Genomic DNA, 26,654 nt, shown 5'->3' with positions numbered 1-26,654 from the left:
TAGCAATCATTATCATTTAAAACCAAATCAGATATATCGTTTTTAACGTGACGAAGGCTAAATAATGACCACATCACATCAGCGTTATCCGCAGCGCGTGCGCAATGAACTGCGCTTTCGTGAACTGACAGTATTACGTGTTGAACGTATCGGCACAGGTTTTCAGCGCATTGTGCTGGGCGGCGACGAACTGGCGGGCTTCAGTTCGCAGGGGTTTGACGATCACACCAAAGTCTTTTTCCCGCAGCCGGGGCAAAAAGTGGTGCCGCCCACGGTCACCGAAGACGGTATCGTCTGGCCGGACGGCCCACGCCCGGCGGCCCGTGACTATACGCCGCTGTATGACGCAGAACGTCACGAACTGGCGCTGGATTTCTTTATCCATGACGGCGGCGTGGCCAGCAGCTGGGCGCTGGAGGCGCGGGAAGGCGACACCCTGACCATCGGCGGCCCGCGCGGTTCGCTGGTGATGCCGGAGGATTACGCCTGGCAGCTTTACGTCTGCGATGAGTCAGGCATGCCTGCGCTGCGCCGCCGTCTGGAAGCCATCAGCAAACATCCGGCGCGCCCGGAGGTGACCACCATCGTAACCATCGGCGATGAGGCGTATAAGGATTATCTGGCGCATCTGGACGGCTTCAATATCGAATGGATTATCGGTCATAACGAGGACGTACTGGCGCAACGGCTGGCGCAGGTGCGCGTCCCGGCGCAGGACTATTACCTGTGGATCACCGGGGAAGGGAAGGTGGTGAAAAACGTCAGCCAGCCGTTTGAAGGCGGCGGGGTTGATCCGCAACTGATGCGGGCGGCAGCCTACTGGCACGCCAAATAATCAGGCGACCGCGTCGAGCTGCGCTTCGCTCACCTGACGTTCCAGCGCGGCGCGAACCTCGCTGAGGGCTTTCTCCTGCTGGGTAAAATACGCGTCCATATTGCTCAGTGATGACACCAGCAGCCAGGACTCCTCTTTTTCCAGCTCCGCCAGCTCGGCGACCAGAGTGTCGATTTGTTCCCGTACCTGCGCCATCTTTTTGCGGATACGTTCCAGATCGTTCAGCCGGTCGCTGGCCATCATTGGCTCAAAGCCCTGATGCAGACGCGCCACCAGCGAACGAATGGCTTTGACGTCGCCGCGATGCTTCGCCTGGTTAAGCTGCACCATCATGGCGTTGGCTTCATCTTTCAGTTCATCCGCCACCAGATCCGGGTGACAGAGTTTACTGGCCTGACGCCACAGTCGCTTGAGTTCGCTTTGATCTTCTTCTGACAGCTGGCGGCCTTTCCGGAAACGGATCTCGGCGTCGTGCTGCTGCTCGCGGTATTTTTCGTACTCGTCGTTTGCCTCGTCACAGGCCTGACGCGCGGGCTCTTCTTCCCGCGTTAAGCCGGTTTCGAGTTCCTGCGCTTCCGCCAGCAGATTGGCGATCAGATCGCTTTGCTGCTGGAGCTGTTTGCGCGCCTCGACAGACTGCACCGAATCGGCGGGCAGCTCGCGCCAGCGTTTTGTGAGCATCGCCAGCACGTCCAGCGCCTGCGCCATATACTGCTGGCAGCGGCGATAGTCCTCTTCCCGACGCTGCCGCTCCGCCAGCTGGCGGCGCAGGTTCAGTTCCGCCAGATTTTTACGCAGCTGAAGGATCTGCGTCATCAGCGGCCCGAGACGGTTCAGGTAAAGGTCATTAAACTCATCTAACTGCTGAACGCGGGCATTGCGGCGGTCGATCAGATCGCGCAGCCGCTCCTCCAGCGCTTTGAGTTCCAGCTTGCTGGCCGCCACCTGCGGATCCCGCCACTGGGTCACGGCGCGCTGGCTTTGCAACCAGGCGGTGATCGCCGTCATGGCGGCGGTGTAATTCTTTTCCTCAAGCGCCGCGACAATCGCTAGCAGCTCATCATTGAACGCTTCATTTTTCAGCCGTGCGAGCTGACTGACAATGATGTCGTCATCTTCCAGTTCTATGGCATTTTTGATGATTTCAAGTCGTTTGATGGGTGTGCTCATGATGCCTTTCGCTTTAGCGCTTAAGTATTTGAGTTAAGGTTAGTTATCAGCAGAGCTACCGGAAATCATACACAGGTCTGATAAATGGTGCGAGGGGCATTAGGCGGGTTTGCGGCGGGTGACAGGCCTGACGGGGAATTTTCCCACAGAAAACAAAACCCACCGCAGTGGGTTTTGCTGACAACCCTTATTGCTTCGGAATAATGAGCACCTGGCCCGGATAAATTTTGTCCGGATGGCTCAGCATCGGTTTGTTCGCTTCGAAGATTTGGTTGTACTTGTTAGGATCGCCATACACCTGTTTCGAAATGGCGCTCAGGGTGTCGCCGGATTTCACGGTGTAGTAGGTGGCTTCGGCGGCGGAGTCGGTCACTGAGACGTTATTCTCCACGCTGCCAATACCCGCCACGTTACCGACGGCGACCTGGATTTTTTCTTTTTGCTCCTGGGTCAGGCCATCACCGGTGACCACGGCCTTGCCGTTTTCCACCTTGACGCTGACTTTATCGGCCCCGGGAACACCTGTTTTTTTGAGATGCTCTTCAAGCTTAGTGCCGTGATCGCTGTCGTTGCCTTTCAGTGAATCCCATAACTTTTCGCCTGCATCTTTCACAAAATCAAATAAACCCATGGTTTCTCTCCAGTTCAAAAGACCCTTTAATCCTGGCAAAGGCGGCAAAAAGTGCCAGTTTTGGTTAAAGAAAGCAGACTTGCGACCTGGGGCGCGCTAAAAAATAGTGCGCCGTCGTGCGGCTATGATACAAAGTACCCATCATTTTATGTGCAAGTACCAGAACGGATGGCGGCGTCTGTCCCGATGGCTCATATTCAGGAACACGCTATGGGTTATTCCATCGACATCATCTCTTGTATCACCGACCGCTTCGTGGAACTCACCGCCACCGAAAAGCGTATCGCGCAGTTTATTCTGGATGACGTACAGTCTGCCGCCACGCTGCCGATCGCGGAGATGGCGCGTCTGACCAGTACCAGCCAGGCGTCGATCACCCGTTTTGCCCGTGCCATTGGCTGCAAAGATGTGCGTGAACTGAAGGTCAAACTGGCGCAGTCGCTGGCGGTCGGGCAGCGATTTATTATCGACGTGCCGGATCTCGAAGGTGTGCAGGGAATTTACGGCACCATCATTAACGTGCTGGAGATGAACCGTCGCGCGCTGGATGCGGCCTCGCTGAATAAAGCGGTGGGCTGGCTGAGCGGGGCGCGGCAGATCCTGGCATTCGGTATGGGGGGCGGCTCCACCATCTGCGCGCAGGAACTCCAGTTCCGTCTGTTTCGCCTTGGCCTGCCGGTGGTGAGTCAGAATGACGGGCTGCTGGTGCGCATGATGGCGGCCTCGGTGTCGCCTGGTGACGTGGTGATCGCGCTGTCGCTGGGCGGCTTTACGCCGGAGGTGGTGGAAAGCGCGGGCATCGCCAGACAGTATGGCGCGAAGGTAATCGCCATCACACCGGAAGATACGCCGCTGGCGGAGCTGGCGGACCTGGTGCTGCCGCTGATTGTGCGTGAAAACGACTACATCTTTAAGCCGAGCACATCGCGCTACGCCATGCTGGCGATGATCGACGTGCTGGCGACAGAATTAGCGATGGCTAACAAAAGCCAGGCGAAAGACCGCTTGCGCAGAATTAAGCTGGCGCTGGACAGCCATCGCGGCGGCGCGGATCGGCAACCGCTGGGGGATTAACCCACCAGCCGATTGTGTAATATTCCACCAAGTAATGGTGGGACATTGATGCGGTGCAGCAGTCTTCCTGAAAGGCCTGATCGTCACTGGACTATTACTTTCCTGTATAAAACGGGTTGTGGCAGAACGCCAAAATAAATAATGCAATTAATAACTAATGCAAATGAATATTAACTATCAGGATAATAAATACAGCGATGGTATTTGTTTTATGAATATATTAACGGAAGTAATGATTACCTAAATATATTCCTAAAAACACGCGGCTGGCGCTTTTTGTAGAGAACTTTTAATTTCATCAATTTTTCTAATCTTTTTTTTTAATATGTTGTTTTTCCAGCATTTTTGCGGCCATTGCTTGTGTTGATCTGAACTAGAATAAACTATATCATATAAATAATATCACTCGTCCTATCGAGCAATCATCATTTCTAATATTGCAATAACGATAGCTTCATCTAATAATCCCCTCCAGGCACAATAAGCATCTCATTTTATCAGTGCAGTGAAGCGTTGTGCTTTTGTATACCCGACATAATGCACGGAAGTGTATGTGAACTAACATATAATGGAGTTATGAATTATGCGACATTCAGTTATTAAGATGGCTCAGATTGCTGTGCTGGTTGCTGGTGGTTTGGGGACAGTAAATGCGATGGCTGCTGATGGCCAAATTCGTATTACCGGTGAAGTCATTAATAAAACTTGCACAGTAGCAATCAACGGCGCGCCGTCTTCTACATTGTTGAATATCGATCCGGTTGCTGCCGTCGATCTGAATAAAGATGTTAAGTCCGCTAAAGGCACGACTTATAAAGCATCTCGTGATATGCGTACCGTAAATATTACTCTGGAAAGCTGCGTCCTGCCTCAGGGTAAAACTAAAGTTGCGGTCAGTTTTGATTCTACTGGCTATGCGGATGCGGGCACCAGCACCTATACAAATAGCCTGCTGAATTCTGTGAATACCATGGATGTTGCCGCGAAAGGCGTCCAGATCGGTTTCACTAAGATTAATGGCAGCGATCTGATGATGGATTTGAATGGTCTGGATGAGACTGCAGACTATAAAGACACCAATTCAGGTGCGCAGACCTACAGTTTCGAAACTCGCTACGTTCAGACGGCTGCTAAAGTAGAAGATGTCACCGCCGGTGATATCGAAACGGTAGCCACTTTCAGCGTCGTTTATTTGTAATTATTTACTAAATCTAAGGCGGTAAGTCTTATTGCCGCCTTGTTTTTTCAGAGAGCAATAAATTAAATGTCAGTTAAATATTTAGCTACAATTGTGGCAGCGATGCTGGCCGTGAGCGCATCAGCATGGGCAGATGTTGTCATTAATACCACTCGAGTGGTCTATAAAGAAGCGGCCAAAGAAGTTAACGTTCGCCTGACTAACGAGGGCACGCGTCCGCTACTGGTGCAGTCATGGCTGGATGATGGCCGTGCGACCGAATCGCCGGAAAATATTGATCTGCCTTTTATGATCACACCGCCGGTCTCACGCATTGATGCGAAAAAAGGGCAGACGTTACGTATTTCCAAAATGGCCGCCAATTTTCCCAAAGATCGTGAAAGCATCTACTATTTAAACGTGCTGGAAGTTCCGCCAAAAGCAAAAGGCGAGGCACAAGCGAGCAACAAATTACAGCTGGCATTCCGTACCCGTATTAAGATGTTCTATCGTCCAGAGGCGTTAACCGTCAAACCGCAAGACGCGGCGGCGAAAGTTGAATGGCGTGCTGAAAATGGTGCGTTAATTGCAAAAAACAACTCTCCTTATTATGTGACGTTCAACATGATGAAAGTCGGTAATAATATGGCGAAGTCAGGAATGGTTGCGCCTTTTGCAACGGAAAAATTCGAGTTTGATAACAAAGCGTTTAAACCTTCTGCGGGAGCCAGCCTGGCCTATAGCTATATTTCTGATTATGGTAATGATGTAGAGGGTACTGCTGTTATCAAATAATATTTCAATTACAATGGATTGTTCAGGTTTTTTCTATGGATATGTTAGTTAGCGAACGTTTTCGTTTATCACGTATTGCTGGCGCATTCATTTTAATGAATGTTGCCGGAGGAGTTTTCGCTGCGGAAACGGAAACAGTTGAGCAAAATAGTCTCTCACCTGCATCATCAGTAGAAAATTCGAATGCGCAGCAAGAGGGTGAAAGTAAAGAAAGTGAAATAGCGGGAACTGAAGATGAAGAGGTGGAATTCAATAACATCTTTTTATCAAATTCCCCAATTGATGTAAGCCGTTTTTCCAAAGGAAACCCTGTCACTGCCGGGAAGTATAATGTTTCGGTTGTACTTAACGAGCGGGAAATGGGGAAATTTGAAATTCAATTTGATGATAACCCGCAAGATCCGTTAAGAGCGCTGCCCTGCTTTCGCCTGAAAGAACTGGCTAAGCTTGGCATTGATATTGGCGCAATTAATGTCTCTGGCATGGAAGAAGAAAACTGCGTTTCGCTGAAGACGCTGATACCACAAGCCAGCTGGAAAATGGATATTAACGATCAGCGTTTTATTCTGACTATTCCACAAGCGATGGAACGGGCAACCCGCCCTGATGAAGTGCCGGATACGCTCTGGGACGATGGCATCAACGCGGCCTTTGTCAGCTATAACACCAGTTATTATCGCTCGAGCTATAGCGGCGTTGAGTCCGACAGCGGTTGGATGGGCCTGGATGGCGGTCTGAATTTACTGGGGTGGCGTGTACGGATCCGTGGCGATGCGAACTACGCAAAAGAGAGTGGCACCACCTTTGACAGCTCAAACCTGTACGCGGAGCATGATGTTGCACCGCTTAAATCCCAGTTGCGGGTAGGTGAGATATACAGCAGCAGCACATTTTTTGATGCGTTTCCATTACGCGGCGTGACGCTGAGCAGCGACACGCGCATGTTGCCCGACTCTCTGAACAGCTTCCGCCCGGTTATTCGTGGGGTCGCGGAGTCGAATGCGAAAATTATCGTCAGTCAGGCAGGCACTAAAATATTAGAAACTACTGTGCCGCCCGGGGCGTTTTCGATCGATAACTATAATCCGATCAGCTCCAGCGAACAGCTTGACGTCACGATCCAGGAAGCGGATGGCCGGACGCGTCAGCTGATTATCCCATACAACGGCGGTGGGCAATTGCTTTACCCGGGCGTCAGCCTGTACACCCTGGCAGTGGGGGAATATGACGGCGCGACCATTAGTGATAAACCGATGGTCGGCCAGGGTACCTGGCAATACGGTCTGAATAACTATCTGTCATTGTATACCGGTGCTGAATATATGTCGGACTACTACTCCGTTATTGGCGGGGTGGCGCTGAATACGCCGGTTGGCGCAGTTTCTTTAGATTTGACTCAGTCGCATTTGTCAGCAGAAGACGGCAGCCGGAAAGGGCAGAGTCTGGGGATTAAATACAACAGCTATATTACTCCGACGAATACCAGTTTTAATATCGCGGCTTATCGTTATTCGACAAAAGATTTCTTCACGCTGGGTGAGGCGGCAGATTATCTGTCGAATACCGACTGGCAGGACATGGACGATCGGCTTAAATCACAGGTGCAGATTAACGTTAGCCAGACCCTCGAAGCGGGATGGGGCTCGTTTTATTCTTCAGCAATGTTATCGGAGTACTGGCGTTCAGGGCGTAAAGAGAAAAGCTATCAACTGGGATACAGCAACTCCCTGGGCCGGGTCAGCTATAGCGTTTCCGTTAACCGCTATTACACCGGCGATAACGAGAAGGACGATCAGCTCTATCTGTCGTTATCTGTACCGCTCGGCGATCGCGCCGAGGATAAATCGCCGCTGTTTGATTATCTGAACACCAGTTATACCCGTAGCAGTAAGGGAGACCGCAATTTATCGGCTTCGACTTCAGGTTATAACCAGGACGCGGGTCTGAACTACGGCGTCAATGCGAATTATCGTCAGAACGGCTATGACGGGAATAAGATTGAGAATATCGGGGCGAATGCTTCGTGGGATACCCGTTATGGTAGCTGGGGGGCCAGTCTTTCTGCCGATACAGAGAACAGCCGCCAGATGTCGGTGAGCGGCAGCGGTGGCGTTTTACTCCACAAGGGAGGAATAACCCTCGGGCGCACCATCAATGGTGACACGCCTGTTGCATTAATCGAGGCGAAAGGTGCGAAGGGCGCGCGTGCAATGGGGGATAACGCGTCGCGAATTAATAGTGCTGGCTATGCCTATGTCTCTAACCTGTCGCCCTATCGTTTTAATGATGTGAGTATCGATCCCTCGAAAATGGAACAGGATACGGAATTTAAAGAGACGTCCACCCGGGTGGTGCCGCGTGCCGGAGCAATTATTTATGTCCCCTTTGCCACGGACGATCGTCGCTCGGTATTTTTCCACCTGAAGTTGAAAAATGGCAAAAATATTCCGCTGGGGGCAGAGGTGGTTGATGATTCGAATAATCAGTTAGGTATCGCTGGACAAAACAGTCGAATATTCACCCGTGGCATTGCTGAAAAAGGGCGTTTAACTGTCAAATGGGGTGAAGATATGAGTGAACAGTGTTCTTTTAATTACCAGTTACCTACCAGGGACGATATTAAGTTACGAACAGATACGTTATCAGTCGATAATATTAATTGTGATTAGTTATTATAGAAAAGGAGAGCTATATGTTTTTAAACAATAAACAGACAGTAAGGGTGCTTACTGTTATGGCTGGAGTTATGGGGTTCGGACATCAGGCGATGGCCGCAACGAGTACGCTGGATGTAACTGCTCAGGCATATATTGAAAAAGGTACCTGTACGTTTAAAGTGGATAATCAGTCCGCCACGAGCGTTCCTTTTGCCTTTAATACCGTCACACCAGCAGAGATTGAAGCGCAAAATAAATCAGTTGAAAAGAAAATTGTCATCTCAGATTGTGTGGGAACGTCGGGAATGAACATTTCCCTGTCGTCATCAAATAAAGTTAAAATCAATGGCGATACCACACATGACTACCTCCGCCCAGCTAATGTGGCGGTGAAGGTAGCATATAAAACGGAAGTTAAAACCGAGGGTGGTAACTATGTTCCGCTCTATGTTGGGGCACCATCAATCAGATTGGGTGGCAATTTCGAGCCATTTGGACAAGGTAAAACGGGTAACCTGTATATTAAAGCCACGCTGATCCCTGCAGTGGCTGATATTATGACAATTGGTTCTGGATCACTGGACTCAACAGCAACGCTTAACATGGACTTTTTATAATTAAGGATGATTATGATGAAAAAAGTACTGGTACCTTTAATTTTTTTGGCACCATTTGCCGCCCATGCTCTTGATGACGCTAGCCTGACACTTAATTTTACCGGAACGTTAAGTTCACCAACCTGTACAGCGAAGTTTGATACTAATGCGACCAGCTTTAACGTTGACTTTGGCAACGTAAAAAGTAGTGACGTCCTGGCTTCGGCAAGTCGATCGGGTTATCTGGTACCCGGCACAGCATTTAAACCCGTTAAAGTGAAATTTACCGCATGTGGTGCATCAAGTAAGTTTGTTGTGGGTCTGTCATCCGCTAAAAATAACAGTGACGGTACGTCTTATAAGAACAAGTCGCTTAAGATGTTCACTACTGCGGCGACCCCAGCCGCAACCGGGTTAGGCGTGGCCTTCTTTAAAACTAATCAAGACAGCTCGGAAACTAATACCCTGCCAACCAATGGCTCGACCGTGAGTTTGGCTTTCTCTGGTAACACGACGGGCGATGCCACCAACGGTTATGTATGGACAACCTACGCAGGATTAGTGGCAATTGATAGTGCTAAGCTGACGTCAGCGGCCATTTCTGGGTATGCTGGCACCACGCTGAAAACGGATGGCGCAATAAATATCGACTATCTGTAATTAAGATACGCGGAGCCTGTTTACAGCTCCGCGTATTGATAGCATGGACAGCTTATAAGTTGATGGAGGAACCCATGACAAAAAATGCATCATTATTATACTTGTTGATTTGTGGAATAAGCATGTGCGGTTTTCCTCATTCAGTCATGGCGGATGATAAGGTTGATGCAGCCAGTATGGGGCTGCAGTTTAGTGGGGAGCTAATTAACACTTCCTGTACAGTAACGTTTCCCAAGGATACGCTAATAATGGAGGCCGTGGGGATCGATAAATTTACGCAGCCCGGAATGACCTCAGCCTATAAGCAAAATTTTCAGCTCATCATTAATAATTGCAATCTGTCACCTACCGTTGTCAGTGATATACGACTTTCCTTTAGTACCCTCGATGGTCAGGGCCGTGTTGCCCCCGGAGCGTTTAGTAATCAACTTCCGGGTGGGGCCAAAGGCATTGGGTTTGCGGTCTATGACCAGCGTGATAATCAAAATGTATTAACGGTTTCGGGAGAAAGCAGAGTGTTAAACTATCCGGTTAATAGTAGCGCTCCGCTGGATATTCCGCGTGATTTTTACATTAAATATATACAATCCGGGGCCGATGTCACCGCTGGGCAGATCTCTGCAACATTGTTAGTGAGTGCATTTTATGACTAGTCAAATTTATGACAATAACGGCCTAAAAAAGCACATCATATTTATTCTAATGGCTAAGATGAAAATGAAACTCAAATGGTTTTTACCTGTTTTACTTTATCTGTTTACCGGGCATTGTCTGGCTGCTTTGCAGACGACATATATAATGGATGCCTCTTTTGCTGGTCAATCCGATTTATCAATAGCGGCAACGTTCAATGTCGATAGCGCTTCCATCCCGAATATGGGCGGGGGGGTGAAAGTTATGCAGGAGAAACAACTTCCTCCTCCTACCACGGGAATTGAATATAATCAACGCTCTTTATGGGGTGACCGCGGTAATGGAACCTGGCGCTGGGCAAGCAGTTCCCCACTTTTGACTGCATCTTATGACAGTAACAATGTTGATACCACTCAAACCAGGACTGTTGATGGTAAAACTTATTATAAATTAAGAATGGCTGACAGCGAGAGATTTCCTGTTTACGTACGGCTTGAACAGAAAGTCTTCTTGCCTGTAAAGAACGCTTATTCTTATGTCGATCTGAAGGACGTAGAGAATCAATCAAGACAACATCGGGGCTCTTTCTTTTTTAATACCATTTTCCAGAATAGTTATCTTACTGGATGTAATAACCCGCAGGGAAACTACAGTGTTACTCTTACTTGCACTCGAGATTTGTGGTATGAATTAAGCTCGCAGTATGCGAACCGCGATGTGAAAATGTATTTTTACATGCCCAAAACCCCGTTATATCCCATTAATTTTGACAATATTTTCGTAGGTTCTGTCAGTTTTAGTCGCGTATGTATGGTTGCTACTGGTGGAGACGAAAGCGCTGCTTTTATAGCGGCCAATAATTGTACAATGAATTCCAAAAAAGCCGTCGTATCCAGATTTTATCTGAATGGTTCATTAATATTCAGAAACACCTGTAAAGTGACTGAAACCACTAAGAACGTTGTGTTAGCGGATATTACCGAAGCTAAGCTGGCGGGCAAAGCACAAGGTGCTTTACCCGAAGGGTATGCGCCTAAAGAAACAAAGGTGTCAATGAAGTGTTCTGGCAATATCAATAATTCTTTTCCTGATGGGGCGGGTATTGTGCAGGCGACAATGATGGGGGCAGGGTACAGTTTTGACGCTGACCTCGCATCGAAGGGCATTTTGCTGGCGAAGGGGGTGGGGACCATCATTAACGACCTGGGCGTTAAAATTACTCAGGATGCCGCAGGCCAGTCTCTGGTGAAACTGGATGGTGTCTCCCCCCTGAGGGCGACAATTAACAACGATATGGCTACGGTGACATTTTATTCTTATCCCACCCCTGCCCGGACAGGGGTCAATCCAACAGGTGCAGGAGGCTATGAAGCATCGGCTACGATGACCTTTGAGATGCCTTGATAGCGCAGTCAGTCCCGGCTCCAGCCGGGGCTGACGTTTATGAAGGGATCTGCTCCGGATTAATCTAAAAAAGACCTGCAACGGAGCAGAACCTTTAGCCCCGGTCAGCCCGGTAGCAGGTCACATCCACTTCGACTTTACAGTCCACCACCAGATCCGCCACGCAGCACACGCGGGCGGGCGGGTATTCGCCGAAGAATTCGCGGAACACTTTGTTAAATGACTGGAAGTAGCGGGCATCCGTCAGGAAAACCTTCACATGCACCACGTCGGCCAGGGTGTAACCGGCTTCGGTCATGATGTCCACGCAGTTCTGGATCGCCAGACGGGACTGCTCAATGATGCCGCCTTCCACCACTTCGCCGTCTTTCATCGGCGTCTGCCCGGAAACATACAGCCAGCCCGCCGCTTCCACGGCTTTGGCAAATGGCAAATGCTGCCCGCCCGTGCCGGTGCTGCCACCGACGCCATAACGTTTAATACTCATTTTTGCTCCTTATTTGGTTTTTCCCGGCACAGAAAACGCCCTGCGCGGCCAGTGACCTGCTGGTCCTGACCATAACTCATTACCCCATTCACCATCACCGCTTCAATACCGGCGGCGGGCTGTTTGGGATCGCTGAAACTGGCCACATCCCGTACAGTGGCCGGATCGAACAATACCAGATCCGCATAATAGCCGCGTTTGACCAGCCCACGCCCGGGCAGCCGGAAACGGGCCGCCGACAGGCCAGTCATCTTGTGCACCGCCACGGTGAGCGGGAACAGCTTTTCGTCGCGGCTGTAATGGCCGAGCACGCGGGGGAAGGCGCCCCATAAACGCGGATGCGGCATCGGATCGTTCGGCAGACCGTCAGAGCCTATCATGGTCACCGGATAGCGCAGCACGCGGCGCACATCCTGCTCGTCCATGTTGTAGTAAATGGCCCCGGCAGGCATCAGTAATTTGCCCGCGTCATGCAGCGACATCGACCAGCTTTCGGCGATCTGCTGAAGCGACTGCCCGGCCACTTCCGGATGCGGTTCGGACCAGGTGATGATGATGTCGAACTCGTCGGTGATCTGCTTCATGTCCAGCGTGGACGAGGAGGCGGAGTAGGGGTAGCAGTCACAGGCAACCTCCTGCTGCTGGCGCACGGTGTCGAACAGCTTCAGCGTCTCCACAGTGCGCCCCCAGTTTTTCGCCCCGGCGCATTTATGGTGCGACACCACCACCGGCACCCTGCCGTGGCGACCAATGCGAAACGCCTCGTCCAGCGCCTCCAGAATGGGTTCAAATTCCGAGCGCAGATGGGTGGTATAGATACCGTTTTCCGCCGCCAGCTCCTCCGCCAGCGCCATCACTTCTTCAGTAGTGGACTGGAAGGCGCTGGCGTAGGCCAGCCCGGTGCTGAGGCCCAGCGCGCCCTGCGACAGCGCCTCTTTGAGCTGCGCGCGCATACCGGCGATTTCCTCCGCCGTGGCCGCGCGGAACAGATCGTCCATATGGTTATTGCGCAGGGCGGTGTGGCCAATCAGCGTGCCGACGTTAATCGCCGGGCGCGCCTGCGCAATCGCCTGCGCGTAGGTGTCCACCGTCGGGTAGACAAACTGCTGCGCCTCGCCGAGCAGGTTCATCGGATCGGGCACCGCGCCGTGCATCCTTGCGCAGGCGGCGCTGATCCCGCAGTTGCCGACGATCACCGTGGTCACGCCCTGGCTGATTTTCGGTAAATAAGCAGGCATGCGGATAACATTGATGTCGTCATGGGTGTGGACATCGATAAATCCCGGCGCCAGCACGCGCCCACTGCCGTCGATTTCCCGCACGGCGTGGCCTTCGATAGCCGGCGCAATCTCTGCGATGCGATCGCCCTTGATCGCCACATCCGCCCGGTATTCTGCGCCGCCTGATCCATCGATAACCGTGACATTCATGAACAGATAGTCGAACTTCATGTGATCCTCACCCCCCTTTTGGTCTGCGCTGAAGTTAACCATTTACAAGGGATAAAAACAGTGGAAAATGACACAAAACGCATATGAATTTATGATACTTTTATTCACTATCGATGGTTTTAAATGAATACTTATTTAAATTACAGTAAGTTATAAAAGATACCCGATCTGAAAGATACTGATTCCCCTGAGGAGCGTTGTTATGAAATACCAGAATGAACACCTCGTACCCCATAAAGCCGCCCTGATGTTTACCCCGGCCAACGTCCTGAATGAGGATGTCTGCCTGCCCGCAGCGCTGATCAAAAAAACCGCCCTGGAGAACAATATTCAGTGGATGCAGGATTACGCCGACGCGCGCGGCGTTTCTCTTGCGCCTCACGGTAAAACCACCATGACGCCGTGGATCTTTCAGCGGCAACAACAGGCGGGCGCCTGGGCGATTGGCGTCGGCAGTGCGTGGCAGGCCAGCATCGCCATGGCGAGCGGCATCAGGCGCGTGCTGATGGTGAATCAATTGGTGGGGAAGGCGAACATGACGCTGATCTCACAGTTGAAGAACACCTATCCGGATGTGGACTATCTGTGTTGTGTGGACAGCGCGGCCAATGCGCAGGTGCTTTCCGCGTTTTTCAGCGCGCAGCAGCAGACGCTGGACGTACTGATTGAGCTGGGCGTGCCGGGGGGCCGCTGCGGCTGCCGTACCGCGGATGAAGCGCTGGCGTTGGCCGCTACGGTGGCGGATCTGCCGGGGCTGCGCTTGCGCGGGCTGGAGCTGTATGAAGGCGTGGTGCACGGCGATAATCCACAGCCGCAGGTGGAAGCTTTCCTGCGCGAGGCGGCGGCGCTGGCCTGCCAGCTGGAGCGTTATGTCGACGGCGAGTTTCTGCTGACCGGCGCGGGTTCGGTGTGGTACGACGTGGTCTGTAACGTCTGGCTGGCGGCAAAAAAACCGGCGGACTGCCGCATCGCCATTCGTCCAGGCTGTTATATCACCCACGACGGTGGAATTTATCACGAGGCGCAGCATGCGCTGATGGCGCGCGACTGCGTTGCCTGCGATCTGGGCGGCGATCTGACCTGTGCGATGGAGCTGGCGGCCATGGTGCAGTCGGTACCGGAAGCAGGGCGGGCTATCGTCAACTTCGGCAAGCGCGACAGCGCCTTTGACGCCGGACTGCCGCAGCCGATCGCCCATTACCGGCAGGGTAAAGCGCTGGCTGATCCTTCAGCATTGATCGAAACCACCGGCATAATGGATCAGCACGCCATGCTGACACTCCGGCCCGGCGCAGAGGTGCAGGTGGGGGATATTCTGCTGTTCAGTACCTCGCACCCGTGCCTGACGTTCGATAAATGGAAAACGCTGCTGCTGGTGGACGATGAGTACAACGTGCTGGAAGAACTGGATACCGAATTCTGACAGGCGTCCCCTCTCCCGTCCGGGAGAGGGGAAATGCGCTTAGCTGCTGGCCTGCGCCGCTTCTCTGGCTTTTTCTTCCGCCTGTTGCTGGCGCTCGGTTTCCAGCATCTTTTTCTCATATACCTTAAAGAACGGGTAATAGATGGCAAGGGAGATAAAGAAGCAGACAAACACCAGCCCGCAGGCGATTAAATTCCAGTTCGTGGTGATCAGCGCCCCGAGCGGGGCCGGAACGGTAAAGGGCGGTTTGACCATCATGCGCGGGATCAGACCGCTGATGGTACAGAGATAGACCACCAGCGTGTTTGCCATCGGCGCCAGGATAAAGGGAATCGCCAGCAGAGGGTTCATCACAATGGGCGCGCCAAAAATCATCGGCTCATTGATATTAAACAGGCCGGGAATAAACGAAATTTTTCCCAGCTGTTTGAGGTAAATCACCCGCGAGCGGATAAATAACACCACCAGCGCCAGCGTTGAACCCGTACCGCCCATCTGTGCATACCACTGGAAGAACTGCTCGGTAAAAATATTCGGCAGGTCATAAGCACTGACGCCGGACTGGAACAGCTCCATATTCTGCACAATCGCCTGATCCCACAGCGGGCGGATCAGCGGCCCCATCACCGCATGACCATGAATACCCAGCACCCAGAACAGATCGATCATAAACTGCGTGACGATGCCGCCAAACAGATTCGTGCCGGTCATAAAGCCTTTCAGCGGCATAATGAGGTAGCTGATGATGGCGTTAATATCGATATTAAAAAAGTGCCGTGGGCTCCAGAACACCAGCACCACGGCAAGCGTCGGGAATAGTGCAGAGAATGAACTCGCCACCACCGGCGGCACCCCGGCGGGCATTTTGATTTCGATATTGCGCACTTTGATAAAACGGTAAATCTCAATGGCGATCAGTGACGAGATAATCGCCCCGAACAGCCCTTGTGAACTGAGCGAACTGAGCGGAATATACCGCCCGGTCACGGCGTCACCGGCAACCGTGATCCCCTGTTTAATATTGACCGGCACGATCATCAGGATGGTGGCGAGCATCGCCAGCAGGCCGCTGGTAATATCGTTGAGCTTATAACTTTTGCCGAGAAAAGAGCCGATGGTAAAGGCGGCATAGAGCGACATCAGCCCGACGGTAAAGCGAAAGGGAATATCCAGCATGTCGCGCCAGGGCGCGACAAAATCCATATAACCCTTGATGGGGATATTCAGCAAAATCACAAAGAATGAGCCGACAATGGTCAGCGGCAGAATGGAAATAAGCCCGTTGCGGATCGCCTGCATATGCCGCTGATTACCAATGGCGTTCGCCAGCGGTAATAACTTTTCTGCCAGAGTATCAAAAGCCGACATGGTCACTCTCCTCAAAGCCATTATTTTCTATCACCGTGCGGAACCAGCGGCCTGACTTTTTCAGCGAGCGCTGCCCGCTGGCTAAATCCAGACGATAAAACCCGTAGCGGTTTTTATAGGCATTCTGCCAGGACCAGCAGTCGATAAAGGTCCACATGTGATAGCCGAGACACCGGCTGCCGTCGGCAATCGCCTTATGCAGCCAGGTAAGATGTTCCTCAAGAAAGGCAATGCGGTAATCGTCCTGTACTTCGCCGTCCACCATAAACTGCTCTTCGTCCATGATGCCGATTCCATTTTCCGAGACGAACCACGGAATATTGCCGTAGCGATCCTTTATCAGCATCGCGATGTCATACAGTGCGGGCGGATAGATTTCGATGCCGCGGGAAGTATTCATCCGGCGGCCTGGCATGATGTACTCCTCAAAGAAGCGTTCAGGGATAAAATCCTGCGCTTCGACAAGAGGCGTTTCGCGGGCTTTTACCCGCCGCGGGCGATAATAATTAATTCCCAGCAGATCGATACGCGTCGCTGCAATTAATTCGCTATCACCCGGTAAGGCCACGGGGAGCTGATTGTGTTCGTTGAGGATGGCGATTAATTCCGCCGGATAGCGGCCCAGTAATATCGGCTCGTTAATACTACGGGTATAAAACAGATCCGCCATCGCCGCCGCCTGCCGATCGTCCGGGCTGTCGCTGCGGGGATATACCGGAATAACATCCATAATAATGCCGATTTTTCCCGGCAGATGCCGTTTACGCCACGCCGCCACCGCTTTGCAGTGGGCAATAACGATATGGTGCAGCACCTGGGCTGCGCGACGAAAATCGCTGACATAAGGATAATGACGGGGATGAAGATAACCCGCTTCCGCCGGAATAAGGGGCTCATTAAAGGTAAACCAGTAGCGCACCCGATCGCCAAACAACTGATAACAGATGTCGGCGTAACGGGCAAAAGCCTCCACCACGTCGCGATTTTCAAAACCGCCTTTTTCCTGCAATGCCATCGGCATATCGAAGTGATACAGATTAATAAAGGGCTCAATACCCTGAGCAATGAGTTCATTAATAACCTTGTTATAGAACTCAACCGCAAGAGGATTAATATCGCCATCCCCGTCAGCTATTAATCGTGACCAGGAAATGGAGGTACGAAAGGAGTTGAGGCCAATATCTTTCGCGCGCTGAATATCGTCCCGCCAGTGCTGATAAAACCCGGAGGTATCGTCGGCGGTGACGCCGTTATAAAAACGCTCGTTATAGTAATGCGAGGCATAATCCCAGATATTGTCGCCTTTGCCGTCGCCGGGTATGCGCCCTTCGGACTGGGTGGCGCTGGTCGCCGTGCCCCACCAGAATTTATCAGGAAAGCGGTATTTCATGGGCGATCCTTATTTTACCAGTGACAGGGCGTGATCGAGGACTTTATCCCCCTGCATCGATCCATATTGCATCATATCGATAGCATCCACCGGCACGCCGTGCGGTGCGGCGGCAGCCCGTAAACTCTGCAACTGGAACTTCACCTGCGGCCCCAGCAAAATCACGTCGGCTTCCGTGACAATCTGTTCAAAATCAGAAACAGGGACCGCGGTGATTTCCACCGCTACGTCACGGCTGCTGGCAGACTGTTTCATTCTTTCCACTAACATGCTGGTAGACATACCGGCAGCACAGCATAAGAAGATCTTTTTCATTGCTTTTCCCTCAGTGAATAAACGCCAGAATGCGCGACGCGCGGTGGAAGGTATTCTGGGTAGTGACCAAAAAACCCACAAGTGAGGGGGGACACAAATCAGGAGTTATAGTCTGATACTTTTTGGGGGATTAGGGTGGGTTTGGGGGGATAGCCGTTTAAAATCAGGGAGGTAGGGGTGTTACTTATATGAACGGTAAAACTTTATCGTCTGAAAACAAAAAGGAGTCAGATGATTTTCATCTAACTCCTTGTTTAACCTGGTGGCCCCTGCTGGACTTGAACCAGCGACCAAGCGATTATGAGTCGCCTGCTCTAACCACTGAGCTAAGGGGCCGTGGCGGGGGATTATAATGTAACTTCCCGCTTCAATCCAGCCATAAGCGTGTGCCTGCCGTTTTTATAAACAACCTATAATCAATCCTTTATACTTTATGGATGATCCCATAACTGGAGCTTTAGATGATCAACGATATTCTCGCGCCTGGCCTGCGGGTGGTGTTCTGCGGCATTAACCCTGGTAAATCGTCGGCGCATACGGGCTTTCATTTTGCGCATCCGGGTAACCGTTTCTGGAAGGTGATCCATCAGGCGGGCTTTACCGACGAGCTGCTGAAGCCGGAGGAGGAGATGCGGCTACTGGATACCCGCTGCGGCATCACCATGCTGGTAGAGCGGCCTACGGTGCAGGCCAGCGAAGTAGACCTGCATGAGCTGCGTACCGGCGGCCGTGAGCTGGTCAAGAAGATAGAGGACTATCAGCCTCATGCGCTGGCGGTGCTGGGCAAAAAAGCCTATGAGCAGGCATTCAGCCAGCGCGGTGTGAACTGGGGTAAGCAGAAGATCACCATTGGCGCGACCGAGGTATGGGTGTTGCCGAATCCAAGCGGCCTGAACCGGGCGACGCTGGATAAGCTGGTGGAAGCGTACCGGGAATTAGATGAAGCGCTGATCGTGCGTGGTTTATAGCGCCCATAAAAAAACCCTCCGGAGAGGGCTTTTTACAGGCGGCTTGCGGGCGATTAATCGTCCAGGAAGCTGCGCAGCACTTCAGAACGGCTCGGATGGCGCAGTTTACGCAGCGCCTTCGCTTCGATCTGACGGATACGCTCACGGGTAACGTCGAACTGTTTACCCACTTCTTCCAGCGTGTGGTCGGTGTTCATATCGATACCGAAACGCATACGCAGAACTTTCGCTTCACGGGCAGTCAGGCCAGCCAGTACGTCATGGGTGGCGGCACGCAGGCTCTCGGTGGTGGCAGAATCCAGCGGCAGCTCGAGGGTGGTATCCTCGATGAAATCACCCAGATGCGAATCTTCATCGTCGCCGATTGGCGTTTCCATGGAGATCGGCTCTTTGGCGATTTTGAGCACTTTACGGATTTTGTCTTCCGGCATCAGCATGCGCTCGGCCAGCTCTTCCGGCGTCGGCTCGCGGCCCATTTCCTGCAGCATCTGGCGGGAGATACGGTTGAGCTTGTTGATAGTCTCAATCATATGCACCGGAATACGGATGGTGCGCGCCTGATCCGCGATGGAACGGGTGATCGCCTGACGGATCCACCAGGTTGCGTAGGTGGAGAACTTGTAACCACGACGGTATTCGAACTTATCAACCGCTTTCATCAGGCCGATGTTGCCTTCCTGAATCAGATCGAGGAACTGCAGACCGCGGTTGGTGTATTTCTTGGCGATAGAAATAACCAGACGTAAGTTCGCTTCCACCATCTCTTTCTTCGCACGACGCGCTTTCGCTTCGCCGATGGACATACGACGGTTGATGTCTTTTACCTGCTCGATGGTCAGGCCGGTCTCTTCTTCAATCTGCTGCAGTTTTTGCAGGCCGCGCTGCACGTCTTCTGCAACTTCATGCAGTTTTTCAGACCACGGCTTGTTCATCGCGATAGCCGCGTTGAACCAGGTTTCGCTGGTTTCATTGCCGGTGAACAGAGTGATGAAGTTTTTCTTCGGCATTTTGCACTGCTCAACGCACAGCTTCATGATCAGGCGTTCCTGGGTACGCACGCGATCCATCATGACGCGCATGCTGTTAACCAGGTAGTCGAACTGTTTCGGCACCAGGCGGAACTGCTTGAATACTTCAGACAGCTTCAGGATCTCTTCCTGAGCGCTGGCGTGCGTGCGGCCTTTGGCTTTGATGGTGTCGCGGGTGACCATATACTGCGTACGCAGCTCGGCGAACTTCTCACGCGCCAGTTCTGGATCGATGCTGTTATCGTCGTCGCTGTCGTCTTCTTCTTCATCTTCGTCTTCATCGTCGTCCGCCATCTCTTCGGTGGACAATTCAGAACCGACATGCGTCGCGGTAGGGGCCAGATCTTCTTCTGCGTTCGGATCAACAAAGCCGGTGATCAGGTCAGACAGACGTGCTTCTTCCGCTTCCACGCGATCGTACTGCTCCAGCAGATAGGTGATCGCTTCCGGGTATTCGGCAACGGAACACTGAACCTGGTTGATGCCGTCTTCGATGCGTTTGGCGATGTCGATTTCGCCTTCGCGGGTTAACAGCTCAACGGTACCCATTTCACGCATGTACATGCGCACCGGGTCGGTGGTACGTCCGATTTCAGACTCAACGCTGGACAGCACCTGTGCGGCAGCCTCTTCCGCATCTTCATCGGTGTTGTTCGAGTTTTCAGCAAGCAGCAGATCATCGGCGTCCGGTGCTTCTTCCATCACCTGGATGCCCATGTCATTGATCATTTGGATGATGTCTTCGATCTGATCGGAGTCGACGATATCTTCCGGCAGATGGTCATTGACCTCGGCATAGGTCAGATAGCCTTGCTCCTTACCACGTTGGACAAGAAGTTTCAGCTGTGACTGCGGGTTTTGCTCCATAAGACGGTATCCACACTTAATTCATGAGGGTTGGTGTCGGTCGGCGAAACTAAGCCGCCAACATAAGCTAATGAGGGCTTACTTATATTTTTGCCGCTGCCCTTCAATGCGGCTGTCGGGGTCTTCCCGAACGATACTCGGCACTTAAGCCGTTAAATTCATTTGCGGGCGCGCGCTTCAGTAATGACGCGCACCTCTTCGCGCTCCGCTGGCGTTAACCCGTGGGTCCGCGAGCGGGCGATCAATTCTGAGAGCCGAAGCTCAAGTACCGAGTCGAACATGTGGTTCAGCGAGTCGGTGAACGTTTTTTCTGCAATGTCCTTATCAGCTATATCGTCCCACATGGACAGCTTTTCAAGGGTGGCGGCTTCATTTGTGCCGCGATACTGCTCTAACAGTTGACCGGTGGTCAGGCCAGGCTGTGACAAACAAGTGTTGACCAGTTCGGCAAATAAGCCAAGTCCGGGCAATTTTTCCTGATTCAGACCTTCCAGCGGCGGCACAAGCGGTGCCAGCTCGGGGTTCTGAACCAGCAATCCTATCAGTATACGCATGGTTGTGCGTTTTAGCTGAGGCACAGGTCGGACCGCGCCATTTTCGGATTGTTTGGGCATTAAACGTTCAAGTTGGTTATCGTCAAGAATGCCCAGTTTGTTACCTAATTCTTGCCGTAAATAGATACGAAGTGTTTCACCCGGTACCTGCGTAATCAGCGGCAGCGCCAGCGTGCTGAGCTGCGCGCGTCCATCCGGGGTACTCAAATCGACCTGCGGCATCAGGCTGTTAAACAAAAACGTGGAGAGCGGCTGAGCCTGCTCCATCCGCGCTTCGAACGCCTCTTTACCCTCTTTACGCACCAGCGTATCGGGATCTTCGCCATCCGGCAGAAACATAAAGCGTAACTGACGGCCGTCGGTCATAAACGGCAGCGCGGTTTCCAGCGCGCGCCAGGCGGCTTCTCTGCCTGCCCGGTCACCGTCGTAACAGCAAATCACGCTGTTGGTAACGCGAAACAGCAGCTGAATATGCTCAGCAGTTGTGGAGGTACCCAGCGAGGCGACCGCATAATTAATGCCGTACTGCGCCAGGGCAACCACATCCATATAGCCTTCGACAACCAGCAAGCGGGGCGGTTCCGCATTATCCTGCTGGGCTTCATACAGGCCGTACAGCTGGCGGCCTTTATGGAAAATATCGGTTTCCGGGGAGTTCAGATATTTGGGCGTGTCGTCGCCAAGCACACGACCGCCAAAACCGATCACCCGCCCGCGCTTATCGCGGATCGGGAACATCACGCGGTCGCGAAAACGGTCGTAACTGCGTCCCTTATCGTTGGTGACCAGCATGCCGGCATCGGTCAACGACTGACGATTATCCTGGTTGCCGCCAAAACGCTTTAACACGTTGTCCCAGCCGGGAGGGGCAAAACCAATGGCGAATCGTGCGATGACATCGTTGCTTAATCCGCGCGTGGCCAGATACTGGCGGGCACGCTCGGCGACAGGCTGCAACAGGGATTGTTGATAAAACGTGTTCAGGCCGTCCATTAACTGATAGAGGCTTTGCCGCTGATGGCGCTCTATCTGGGTCAGCCCGCTGCCTGCTTCAAAAGGCACGTCGAGATTGTGCATGGCCGCCAGTTCTTCTACGCTTTCCACGAACTCGAGCTTGTCGTAGTTCATTAAAAAGTCGATAGCATTACCGTGCGCGCCACAGCCAAAGCAGTGATAAAACTGTTTCTCACCGTTTACGGTGAAAGAGGGGGTTTTTTCGTTATGGAACGGACAACACGCGTGATAATTCTTGCCCTGCTTTTTAAGCGTGACCCGTGCATCGATCAGATCGACGATGTCGGTGCGCGCCAGCAGGTCATTGATAAATACTCGTGGGATTCGTCCAGCCATGTGCCCCATTACCCTCAGCGCCAGGCGTTCAGGTATGTCAGATCATAAACGAAAATAAGCCGCGCATTCCTTTCGGAAGCACGGCCTTACAACTACAACTCAGCCTGTAAAATTGAGAGCTTAAGCCCTCAATACATTAGTACAGACGAGTACGGCGTGCGTTTTCGCGAGCCAGTTTCTTCGCGTGACGTTTCACTGCGGAAGCTTTAGCGCGTTTACGTTCGGTAGTCGGTTTTTCATAGAACTCACGACGACGAACTTCCGCCAGAACACCTGCTTTCTCACAGGAACGCTTGAAGCGACGCAGAGCTACGTCGAACGGCTCGTTTTCACGTACTTTAATTACCGGCATGTGCCTCTCACCTTTGATTAAATCGGTTTGCCGCTGGCATCAACGCCAGCTTATTTCAAAATGGTGCGGAATTTTACTGCAAATGCTGCTGCTTTGTAAAGCACCGCTACCCTTCTTTGCAAGGGACTTTTGTAAGGGGGACGAGTATACACGAACTGGCAAGACGGGGTGAGCAAAGTTTTACAAGCATGGGCATTCGCCCTACACTGCGCGGTATTGAAAAGAGGTAGAAACCACCATGCGTGTACTGGGTATTGAAACATCCTGCGATGAAACCGGCATCGCCATTTATGACGATGAAAAAGGGCTTTTAGCCAACCAATTGTATAGTCAGGTGAAATTACACGCTGACTACGGCGGCGTGGTGCCGGAACTGGCATCCCGCGACCATGTGCGCAAAACCGTGCCCCTGATCCAGGCGGCAATGAAAGAAGCGAACCTCAGCGCGCAGGAGATAGATGCAGTAGCCTATACCGCAGGGCCGGGTCTGGTAGGGGCGTTGCTGGTCGGCGCGACCGTTGGCCGTTCGCTGGCCTTTGCCTGGGATGTGCCGGCCATCGCCGTACATCATATGGAAGGTCACCTGTTAGCGCCGATGCTGGAAGACAACCCGCCGGAATTCCCCTTTGTGGCGCTGCTGGTTTCCGGCGGTCATACCCAGCTCATCAGCGTGACGGGCATCGGGCATTATGAACTGCTCGGCGAGTCGATCGATGATGCGGCCGGAGAAGCCTTCGATAAAACCGCGAAGCTGCTGGGGCTGGATTATCCCGGCGGGCCAATGCTGTCAAAAATGGCGGCGGCAGGAACGGCAGGGCGCTTTACCTTCCCGCGTCCGATGACCGATCGTCCGGGGCTGGATTTCAGCTTCTCGGGCCTGAAGACCTTCGCGGCCAACACCATTCGCAGCAACGGCAACGACGATCAAACCCGCGCTGACATCGCCCGTGCTTTTGAAGACGCGGTGGTGGATACGCTGATGATCAAATGCAAACGCGCGCTGGATCAGACCGGCTTCAGCCGTCTGGTGATGGCGGGCGGCGTAAGCGCGAACCGCACGCTGCGCGCGAAGCTGGCCGATATGATGCAAAAGCGCCGCGGCGAGGTGTTCTATGCGCGTCCGGAGTTTTGCACTGATAACGGCGCGATGATCGCTTATGCGGGTATGGTCAGGCTGAAAGCCGGAACGACGGCGGATCTGGGCGTTACGGTTCGTCCGCGCTGGCCGCTGGCAGAGCTGCCTGCGGCGTGATGATGCATGCCGGATGAAGCTCATCCGGCATAAAAACTACTCTTCGGTATTATCCCTTTCGCGCTTTTTTCTGAACTTCGTCCAGATTTTTGTCTCCTGCCTGCGCCACAGACGCTGGATGTTGTCATGGTGCCGCAACAGGATCAGACAGGAGAGCATGGCCACCGGGAAGGTAAACTGCGGTTTAAACCACCAGACGTAAAAGGGCGCAATCAGCGCGCTGATAATGGCTCCCAGCGACGAATAGCCGCTAAGTAACACCGTCAGCAGCCAGGTACCCGCCATGACGCCCGTCAAATCCCAGCCAATAGGCGCGATCGCCCCGAACGCGGTGGCGACGCCTTTACCGCCCTGGAAATGAAAGAAGACCGGCCAGATATGGCCCAGACAGGCGGCAATCGCGATAAGCCCCAGCCAGAACGGCGTGATGCCCAATGCATACGCGCCCCAGACAGGCAGCATGCCTTTGAGGACATCGAAGATCAGTACCGTTACGGCTGCTCCCTTGCCGCCAATTCGCAGGACGTTGGTCGCTCCGGGATTCCCGGATCCGCTCTCGCGGGGGTCAGGCAGACCCGCGATGCGGCAGACCAGAATGGCGCTGGAGATTGAGCCGCAAAGGTACGCGAGGAGGATCATTCCAGGCGCGATTGCACTCATAACGCTGTTCCGTTTTGAAAATGTCGTTTTATTCTCTGCATCTGTGGATAATACGCATAATTTTTTGAAAGTGGTATCCAGGTTAGCCAAAAACCAGGCGGGGCGTGATGGACATTGTATTTATAGAGCAACTTTCGGTAATCACCACCATTGGTGTTTACGACTGGGAACAAACGATCGAGCAGAAACTGATGTTCGATATCGAAATGGCGTGGGATAACCAGGCTGCCGCGAAAAGCGATGACGTAAGCGACTGTCTGAGCTACGCCGATATCGCCGACACGGTGATCGGCCATGTGGAAGGTCAGCGTTTTGCGCTGGTGGAGCGGGTGGCCGAGGAAGTGGCGGAGCTGCTGCTGAGCCGTTTTGCGTCGCCCTGGGTGCGTATCAAAGTCAGCAAACCGGGCGCGGTGGCGCGGGCGGCAAACGTCGGCGTGATCATCGAACGTGGGCTTAATCCGAAACAAAACAATTAACTTCATAATTATTAAACCAAATGCCAGTATACCGGTCTGATGTCAGGGCCTGACGCGGCTTCGCTGGCGAGCCGACCGTTTTGTTTACTTTTTAGGGGTTTAATTGATGAGCGATATGCACTCCCTGCTGATTGCAGCGATTTTGGGTGTTGTCGAAGGACTGACTGAATTTCTGCCGGTATCCAGTACCGGTCACATGATCATCGTCGGGCATCTGCTTGGATTTGAAGGCGAAACCGCGAAAACCTTTGAGGTGGTGATCCAGTTAGGATCTATCCTCGCCGTGGTGGTGATGTTCTGGCGACGTCTGTTTGGTCTTATTGGTATTCACTTTGGGCATCCGCCGCACGAGGGAGAGGGCAAAGGGCGCTTAACGTTAATCCATATTCTGCTGGGTATGGTGCCAGCCGTGGTGCTGGGGCTGATTTTCCACGATACCATCAAATCGTTATTCAACCCGATTAACGTGATGTATGCGCTGGTTGTCGGCGGCGTGCTGCTGATTGCTGCCGAATGTCTGAAGCCAAAAGTACCGCGCGCGGCGGGTCTGGACGATATGACCTACCGTCAGGCGTTTATCATCGGCTGCTTCCAGTGTCTGGCGCTGTGGCCGGGCTTTTCCCGTTCCGGGGCGACGATTTCCGGCGGGATGCTGATGGGCGTCAGTCGTTACGCAGCTTCTGAGTTTTCGTTCCTGCTGGCGGTGCCGATGATGATGGGCGCCACCGTGCTGGATCTCTATAAAAGCTATCATTTCCTGTCGATGGCGGATTTCCCGATGTTCGCCGTTGGCTTTATTACGGCCTTTATTGTCGCGCTGGTGGCGATAAAAACATTCCTGCAAATTATTAAACGTATTTCGTTTATTCCCTTTGCAATTTATCGTTTTATCGTTGCAGGTGCGGTATACCTCGTCTTTATGTAATTTCAGACGCTAACAAGCCCCGCCATTGGCGGGGTTTTTTATTTGTCTGAATAATGCTTTTCCCTTCCCTTAGTTTTGCTAAAAAAGTAATTAACTTTACAGCCTTAATTATTAGGTTTAAACCAGCCGTGCTTATAGTTAAGCAAAGCTAATGGT

Annotated in this window: 25 protein-coding genes and 1 tRNA gene; 14 read left to right on the top strand and 12 right to left on the bottom strand. The window is 52.5% G+C overall.

What is annotated here, in order from left to right; genetic code table 11:
- The first annotated feature begins 64 nt into the window (after positions 1–64).
- Positions 65–835, top strand: coding sequence for a siderophore-interacting protein (locus tag ACQUTD_RS02105; protein ID WP_473274521.1), 771 nt, complete (start codon positions 65–67; stop codon positions 833–835).
- Here ACQUTD_RS02105 and ACQUTD_RS02100 read toward each other — a convergent pair whose 3' ends face one another.
- Positions 836–2,005, bottom strand: a complete 1,170-nt coding sequence (locus tag ACQUTD_RS02100) for a DNA repair protein (protein ID WP_072569668.1) — start codon at positions 2,003–2,005, stop codon at positions 836–838.
- 187 nt (positions 2,006–2,192) lie between these two features.
- Positions 2,193–2,636, bottom strand: coding sequence for a peptidoglycan-binding protein LysM (lysM, locus tag ACQUTD_RS02095; protein WP_072569669.1), 444 nt, complete (start codon positions 2,634–2,636; stop codon positions 2,193–2,195).
- Between the two features lie 210 nt (positions 2,637–2,846).
- Here lysM and ACQUTD_RS02090 point away from each other — a divergent pair, with 210 nt between their 5' ends.
- From ACQUTD_RS02090 to ACQUTD_RS02055, 8 genes are all read left to right on the top strand, one after another.
- The gene (locus tag ACQUTD_RS02090) at positions 2,847–3,710 is read left to right on the top strand and encodes a MurR/RpiR family transcriptional regulator (protein ID WP_318363429.1); all 864 of its coding nucleotides are present in this window, start codon (positions 2,847–2,849) and stop codon (positions 3,708–3,710) included.
- A gap of 604 nt (positions 3,711–4,314) precedes the next feature.
- On the top strand, positions 4,315–4,908 hold the full coding sequence (locus ACQUTD_RS02085) for a fimbrial protein (protein ID WP_318363430.1): 594 nt from the start codon (positions 4,315–4,317) through the stop codon (positions 4,906–4,908).
- A 66-nt stretch (positions 4,909–4,974) separates the two neighbouring features.
- Positions 4,975–5,682, top strand: a complete 708-nt coding sequence (locus ACQUTD_RS02080) for a fimbria/pilus periplasmic chaperone (RefSeq protein WP_072569672.1) — start codon at positions 4,975–4,977, stop codon at positions 5,680–5,682.
- Positions 5,683–5,717: 35 nt separating this feature from the next.
- Positions 5,718–8,351: a fimbria/pilus outer membrane usher protein gene (locus ACQUTD_RS02075; RefSeq protein WP_473274525.1), complete on the top strand. Its 2,634-nt coding sequence runs from the start codon at positions 5,718–5,720 to the stop codon at positions 8,349–8,351.
- Positions 8,352–8,374: 23 nt separating this feature from the next.
- Positions 8,375–8,956 (top strand): hypothetical protein, encoded by a 582-nt coding sequence (locus ACQUTD_RS02070; protein ID WP_473274527.1) that lies wholly within the window; start codon positions 8,375–8,377, stop codon positions 8,954–8,956.
- A 12-nt stretch (positions 8,957–8,968) separates the two neighbouring features.
- Positions 8,969–9,595: a fimbrial protein gene (locus ACQUTD_RS02065; protein ID WP_473274531.1), complete on the top strand. Its 627-nt coding sequence runs from the start codon at positions 8,969–8,971 to the stop codon at positions 9,593–9,595.
- Positions 9,596–9,669: 74 nt separating this feature from the next.
- Positions 9,670–10,248 (top strand): fimbrial protein, encoded by a 579-nt coding sequence (locus tag ACQUTD_RS02060; protein WP_473274533.1) that lies wholly within the window; start codon positions 9,670–9,672, stop codon positions 10,246–10,248.
- Entirely contained in the window at positions 10,241–11,632 is a 1,392-nt protein-coding gene (locus ACQUTD_RS02055; RefSeq protein WP_473274535.1) for a hypothetical protein, read from the top strand. Before ACQUTD_RS02060 ends, ACQUTD_RS02055 begins: the two co-directional genes overlap by 8 nt.
- A gap of 94 nt (positions 11,633–11,726) precedes the next feature.
- Here the strand turns inward: ACQUTD_RS02055 and ACQUTD_RS02050 are convergent, their stop codons facing one another.
- Complete coding sequence (locus ACQUTD_RS02050) at positions 11,727–12,119, bottom strand: Rid family hydrolase (protein ID WP_473274537.1); 393 nt, start codon at positions 12,117–12,119, stop codon at positions 11,727–11,729.
- A complete protein-coding gene (locus ACQUTD_RS02045; protein WP_473274538.1) occupies positions 12,116–13,570 on the bottom strand; it encodes an amidohydrolase family protein in 1,455 nt (484 codons plus the stop codon). The genes ACQUTD_RS02050 and ACQUTD_RS02045 overlap by 4 nt, the downstream gene beginning before the upstream one ends.
- A 202-nt stretch (positions 13,571–13,772) precedes the next feature.
- Between ACQUTD_RS02045 and ACQUTD_RS02040 the strand changes: the two genes are divergently transcribed.
- Complete coding sequence (locus ACQUTD_RS02040; RefSeq protein ID WP_473274539.1) at positions 13,773–14,993, top strand: alanine racemase; 1,221 nt, start codon at positions 13,773–13,775, stop codon at positions 14,991–14,993.
- A 39-nt stretch (positions 14,994–15,032) separates the two neighbouring features.
- Here the strand turns inward: ACQUTD_RS02040 and ACQUTD_RS02035 are convergent, their stop codons facing one another.
- The 4 genes from ACQUTD_RS02035 to ACQUTD_RS02020 all read right to left on the bottom strand — a co-directional run bounded on the left by ACQUTD_RS02035 (position 15,033) and on the right by ACQUTD_RS02020 (position 18,402).
- Complete coding sequence (locus ACQUTD_RS02035; protein WP_473274540.1) at positions 15,033–16,361, bottom strand: PTS transporter subunit EIIC; 1,329 nt, start codon at positions 16,359–16,361, stop codon at positions 15,033–15,035.
- Positions 16,348–17,751 (bottom strand): family 1 glycosylhydrolase, encoded by a 1,404-nt coding sequence (locus ACQUTD_RS02030; protein ID WP_473274541.1) that lies wholly within the window; start codon positions 17,749–17,751, stop codon positions 16,348–16,350. Before ACQUTD_RS02030 ends, ACQUTD_RS02035 begins: the two co-directional genes overlap by 14 nt.
- 9 nt (positions 17,752–17,760) lie before the next feature.
- Positions 17,761–18,066, bottom strand: a complete 306-nt coding sequence (locus ACQUTD_RS02025) for a PTS sugar transporter subunit IIB (protein WP_473274542.1) — start codon at positions 18,064–18,066, stop codon at positions 17,761–17,763.
- A gap of 260 nt (positions 18,067–18,326) precedes the next feature.
- A tRNA-Ile gene (locus tag ACQUTD_RS02020) sits at positions 18,327–18,402 on the bottom strand.
- Positions 18,403–18,527: 125 nt separating this feature from the next.
- On the opposite strand from ACQUTD_RS02020, the gene mug reads away from it, so the two are divergent.
- Entirely contained in the window at positions 18,528–19,034 is a 507-nt protein-coding gene (gene mug, locus ACQUTD_RS02015; protein ID WP_318373777.1) for a G/U mismatch-specific DNA glycosylase, read from the top strand.
- Positions 19,035–19,087: 53 nt separating this feature from the next.
- On the opposite strand, the gene rpoD is transcribed toward mug, so the two are convergent.
- The 3 genes from rpoD to rpsU all read right to left on the bottom strand — a co-directional run bounded on the left by rpoD (position 19,088) and on the right by rpsU (position 23,185).
- Positions 19,088–20,929 (bottom strand): RNA polymerase sigma factor RpoD, encoded by a 1,842-nt coding sequence (gene rpoD / locus ACQUTD_RS02010; RefSeq protein ID WP_318373824.1) that lies wholly within the window; start codon positions 20,927–20,929, stop codon positions 19,088–19,090.
- Between the two features lie 158 nt (positions 20,930–21,087).
- A complete protein-coding gene (gene dnaG, locus ACQUTD_RS02005) occupies positions 21,088–22,833 on the bottom strand; it encodes a DNA primase (protein ID WP_473274545.1) in 1,746 nt (581 codons plus the stop codon).
- A gap of 136 nt (positions 22,834–22,969) precedes the next feature.
- Positions 22,970–23,185, bottom strand: coding sequence for a 30S ribosomal protein S21 (rpsU, locus tag ACQUTD_RS02000; RefSeq protein ID WP_001144069.1), 216 nt, complete (start codon positions 23,183–23,185; stop codon positions 22,970–22,972).
- A gap of 238 nt (positions 23,186–23,423) precedes the next feature.
- Between rpsU and tsaD the strand changes: the two genes are divergently transcribed.
- Positions 23,424–24,437, top strand: a complete 1,014-nt coding sequence (gene tsaD, locus ACQUTD_RS01995) for a tRNA (adenosine(37)-N6)-threonylcarbamoyltransferase complex transferase subunit TsaD (protein ID WP_318374169.1) — start codon at positions 23,424–23,426, stop codon at positions 24,435–24,437.
- Positions 24,438–24,473: 36 nt separating this feature from the next.
- Here the strand turns inward: tsaD and plsY are convergent, their stop codons facing one another.
- A complete protein-coding gene (gene plsY / locus ACQUTD_RS01990) occupies positions 24,474–25,097 on the bottom strand; it encodes a glycerol-3-phosphate 1-O-acyltransferase PlsY (RefSeq protein ID WP_072569722.1) in 624 nt (207 codons plus the stop codon).
- A 107-nt stretch (positions 25,098–25,204) separates the two neighbouring features.
- On the opposite strand from plsY, the gene folB reads away from it, so the two are divergent.
- Positions 25,205–25,573: a bifunctional dihydroneopterin aldolase/7,8-dihydroneopterin epimerase gene (gene folB, locus ACQUTD_RS01985; protein ID WP_318363452.1), complete on the top strand. Its 369-nt coding sequence runs from the start codon at positions 25,205–25,207 to the stop codon at positions 25,571–25,573.
- Positions 25,574–25,679: 106 nt separating this feature from the next.
- On the top strand, positions 25,680–26,498 hold the full coding sequence (bacA, locus tag ACQUTD_RS01980; RefSeq protein ID WP_072569724.1) for an undecaprenyl-diphosphate phosphatase: 819 nt from the start codon (positions 25,680–25,682) through the stop codon (positions 26,496–26,498).
- Positions 26,499–26,654 lie beyond the last annotated feature (156 nt).

Source organism: Enterobacter sp. K510, assembly GCF_055804875.1.
Note: the sequence above shows the minus strand (reverse complement) of the source record. Positions and strands in the feature narration are given on the sequence as shown.

Bases quoted from the DNA above. Each gene is read 5' to 3' on its own strand.
- ACQUTD_RS02105 (WP_473274521.1), top strand. From the start codon at position 65: ATGACCACATCACATCAGCGTTATCCGCAGCGCGTGCGCAATGAACTG.
- ACQUTD_RS02100 (WP_072569668.1), bottom strand. From the start codon at position 2,005: ATGAGCACACCCATCAAACGACTTGAAATCATCAAAAATGCCATAGAA.
- lysM (WP_072569669.1), bottom strand. From the start codon at position 2,636: ATGGGTTTATTTGATTTTGTGAAAGATGCAGGCGAAAAGTTATGGGAT.
- ACQUTD_RS02090 (WP_318363429.1), top strand. From the start codon at position 2,847: ATGGGTTATTCCATCGACATCATCTCTTGTATCACCGACCGCTTCGTG.
- ACQUTD_RS02085 (WP_318363430.1), top strand. From the start codon at position 4,315: ATGGCTCAGATTGCTGTGCTGGTTGCTGGTGGTTTGGGGACAGTAAAT.
- ACQUTD_RS02080 (WP_072569672.1), top strand. From the start codon at position 4,975: ATGTCAGTTAAATATTTAGCTACAATTGTGGCAGCGATGCTGGCCGTG.
- ACQUTD_RS02075 (WP_473274525.1), top strand. From the start codon at position 5,718: ATGGATATGTTAGTTAGCGAACGTTTTCGTTTATCACGTATTGCTGGC.
- ACQUTD_RS02070 (WP_473274527.1), top strand. From the start codon at position 8,375: ATGTTTTTAAACAATAAACAGACAGTAAGGGTGCTTACTGTTATGGCT.
- ACQUTD_RS02065 (WP_473274531.1), top strand. From the start codon at position 8,969: ATGATGAAAAAAGTACTGGTACCTTTAATTTTTTTGGCACCATTTGCC.
- ACQUTD_RS02060 (WP_473274533.1), top strand. From the start codon at position 9,670: ATGACAAAAAATGCATCATTATTATACTTGTTGATTTGTGGAATAAGC.
- ACQUTD_RS02055 (WP_473274535.1), top strand. From the start codon at position 10,241: ATGACTAGTCAAATTTATGACAATAACGGCCTAAAAAAGCACATCATA.
- ACQUTD_RS02050 (WP_473274537.1), bottom strand. From the start codon at position 12,119: ATGAGTATTAAACGTTATGGCGTCGGTGGCAGCACCGGCACGGGCGGG.
- ACQUTD_RS02045 (WP_473274538.1), bottom strand. From the start codon at position 13,570: ATGAAGTTCGACTATCTGTTCATGAATGTCACGGTTATCGATGGATCA.
- ACQUTD_RS02040 (WP_473274539.1), top strand. From the start codon at position 13,773: ATGAAATACCAGAATGAACACCTCGTACCCCATAAAGCCGCCCTGATG.
- ACQUTD_RS02035 (WP_473274540.1), bottom strand. From the start codon at position 16,361: ATGTCGGCTTTTGATACTCTGGCAGAAAAGTTATTACCGCTGGCGAAC.
- ACQUTD_RS02030 (WP_473274541.1), bottom strand. From the start codon at position 17,751: ATGAAATACCGCTTTCCTGATAAATTCTGGTGGGGCACGGCGACCAGC.
- ACQUTD_RS02025 (WP_473274542.1), bottom strand. From the start codon at position 18,066: ATGAAAAAGATCTTCTTATGCTGTGCTGCCGGTATGTCTACCAGCATG.
- mug (WP_318373777.1), top strand. From the start codon at position 18,528: ATGATCAACGATATTCTCGCGCCTGGCCTGCGGGTGGTGTTCTGCGGC.
- rpoD (WP_318373824.1), bottom strand. From the start codon at position 20,929: ATGGAGCAAAACCCGCAGTCACAGCTGAAACTTCTTGTCCAACGTGGT.
- dnaG (WP_473274545.1), bottom strand. From the start codon at position 22,833: ATGGCTGGACGAATCCCACGAGTATTTATCAATGACCTGCTGGCGCGC.
- rpsU (WP_001144069.1), bottom strand. From the start codon at position 23,185: ATGCCGGTAATTAAAGTACGTGAAAACGAGCCGTTCGACGTAGCTCTG.
- tsaD (WP_318374169.1), top strand. From the start codon at position 23,424: ATGCGTGTACTGGGTATTGAAACATCCTGCGATGAAACCGGCATCGCC.
- plsY (WP_072569722.1), bottom strand. From the start codon at position 25,097: ATGAGTGCAATCGCGCCTGGAATGATCCTCCTCGCGTACCTTTGCGGC.
- folB (WP_318363452.1), top strand. From the start codon at position 25,205: ATGGACATTGTATTTATAGAGCAACTTTCGGTAATCACCACCATTGGT.
- bacA (WP_072569724.1), top strand. From the start codon at position 25,680: ATGAGCGATATGCACTCCCTGCTGATTGCAGCGATTTTGGGTGTTGTC.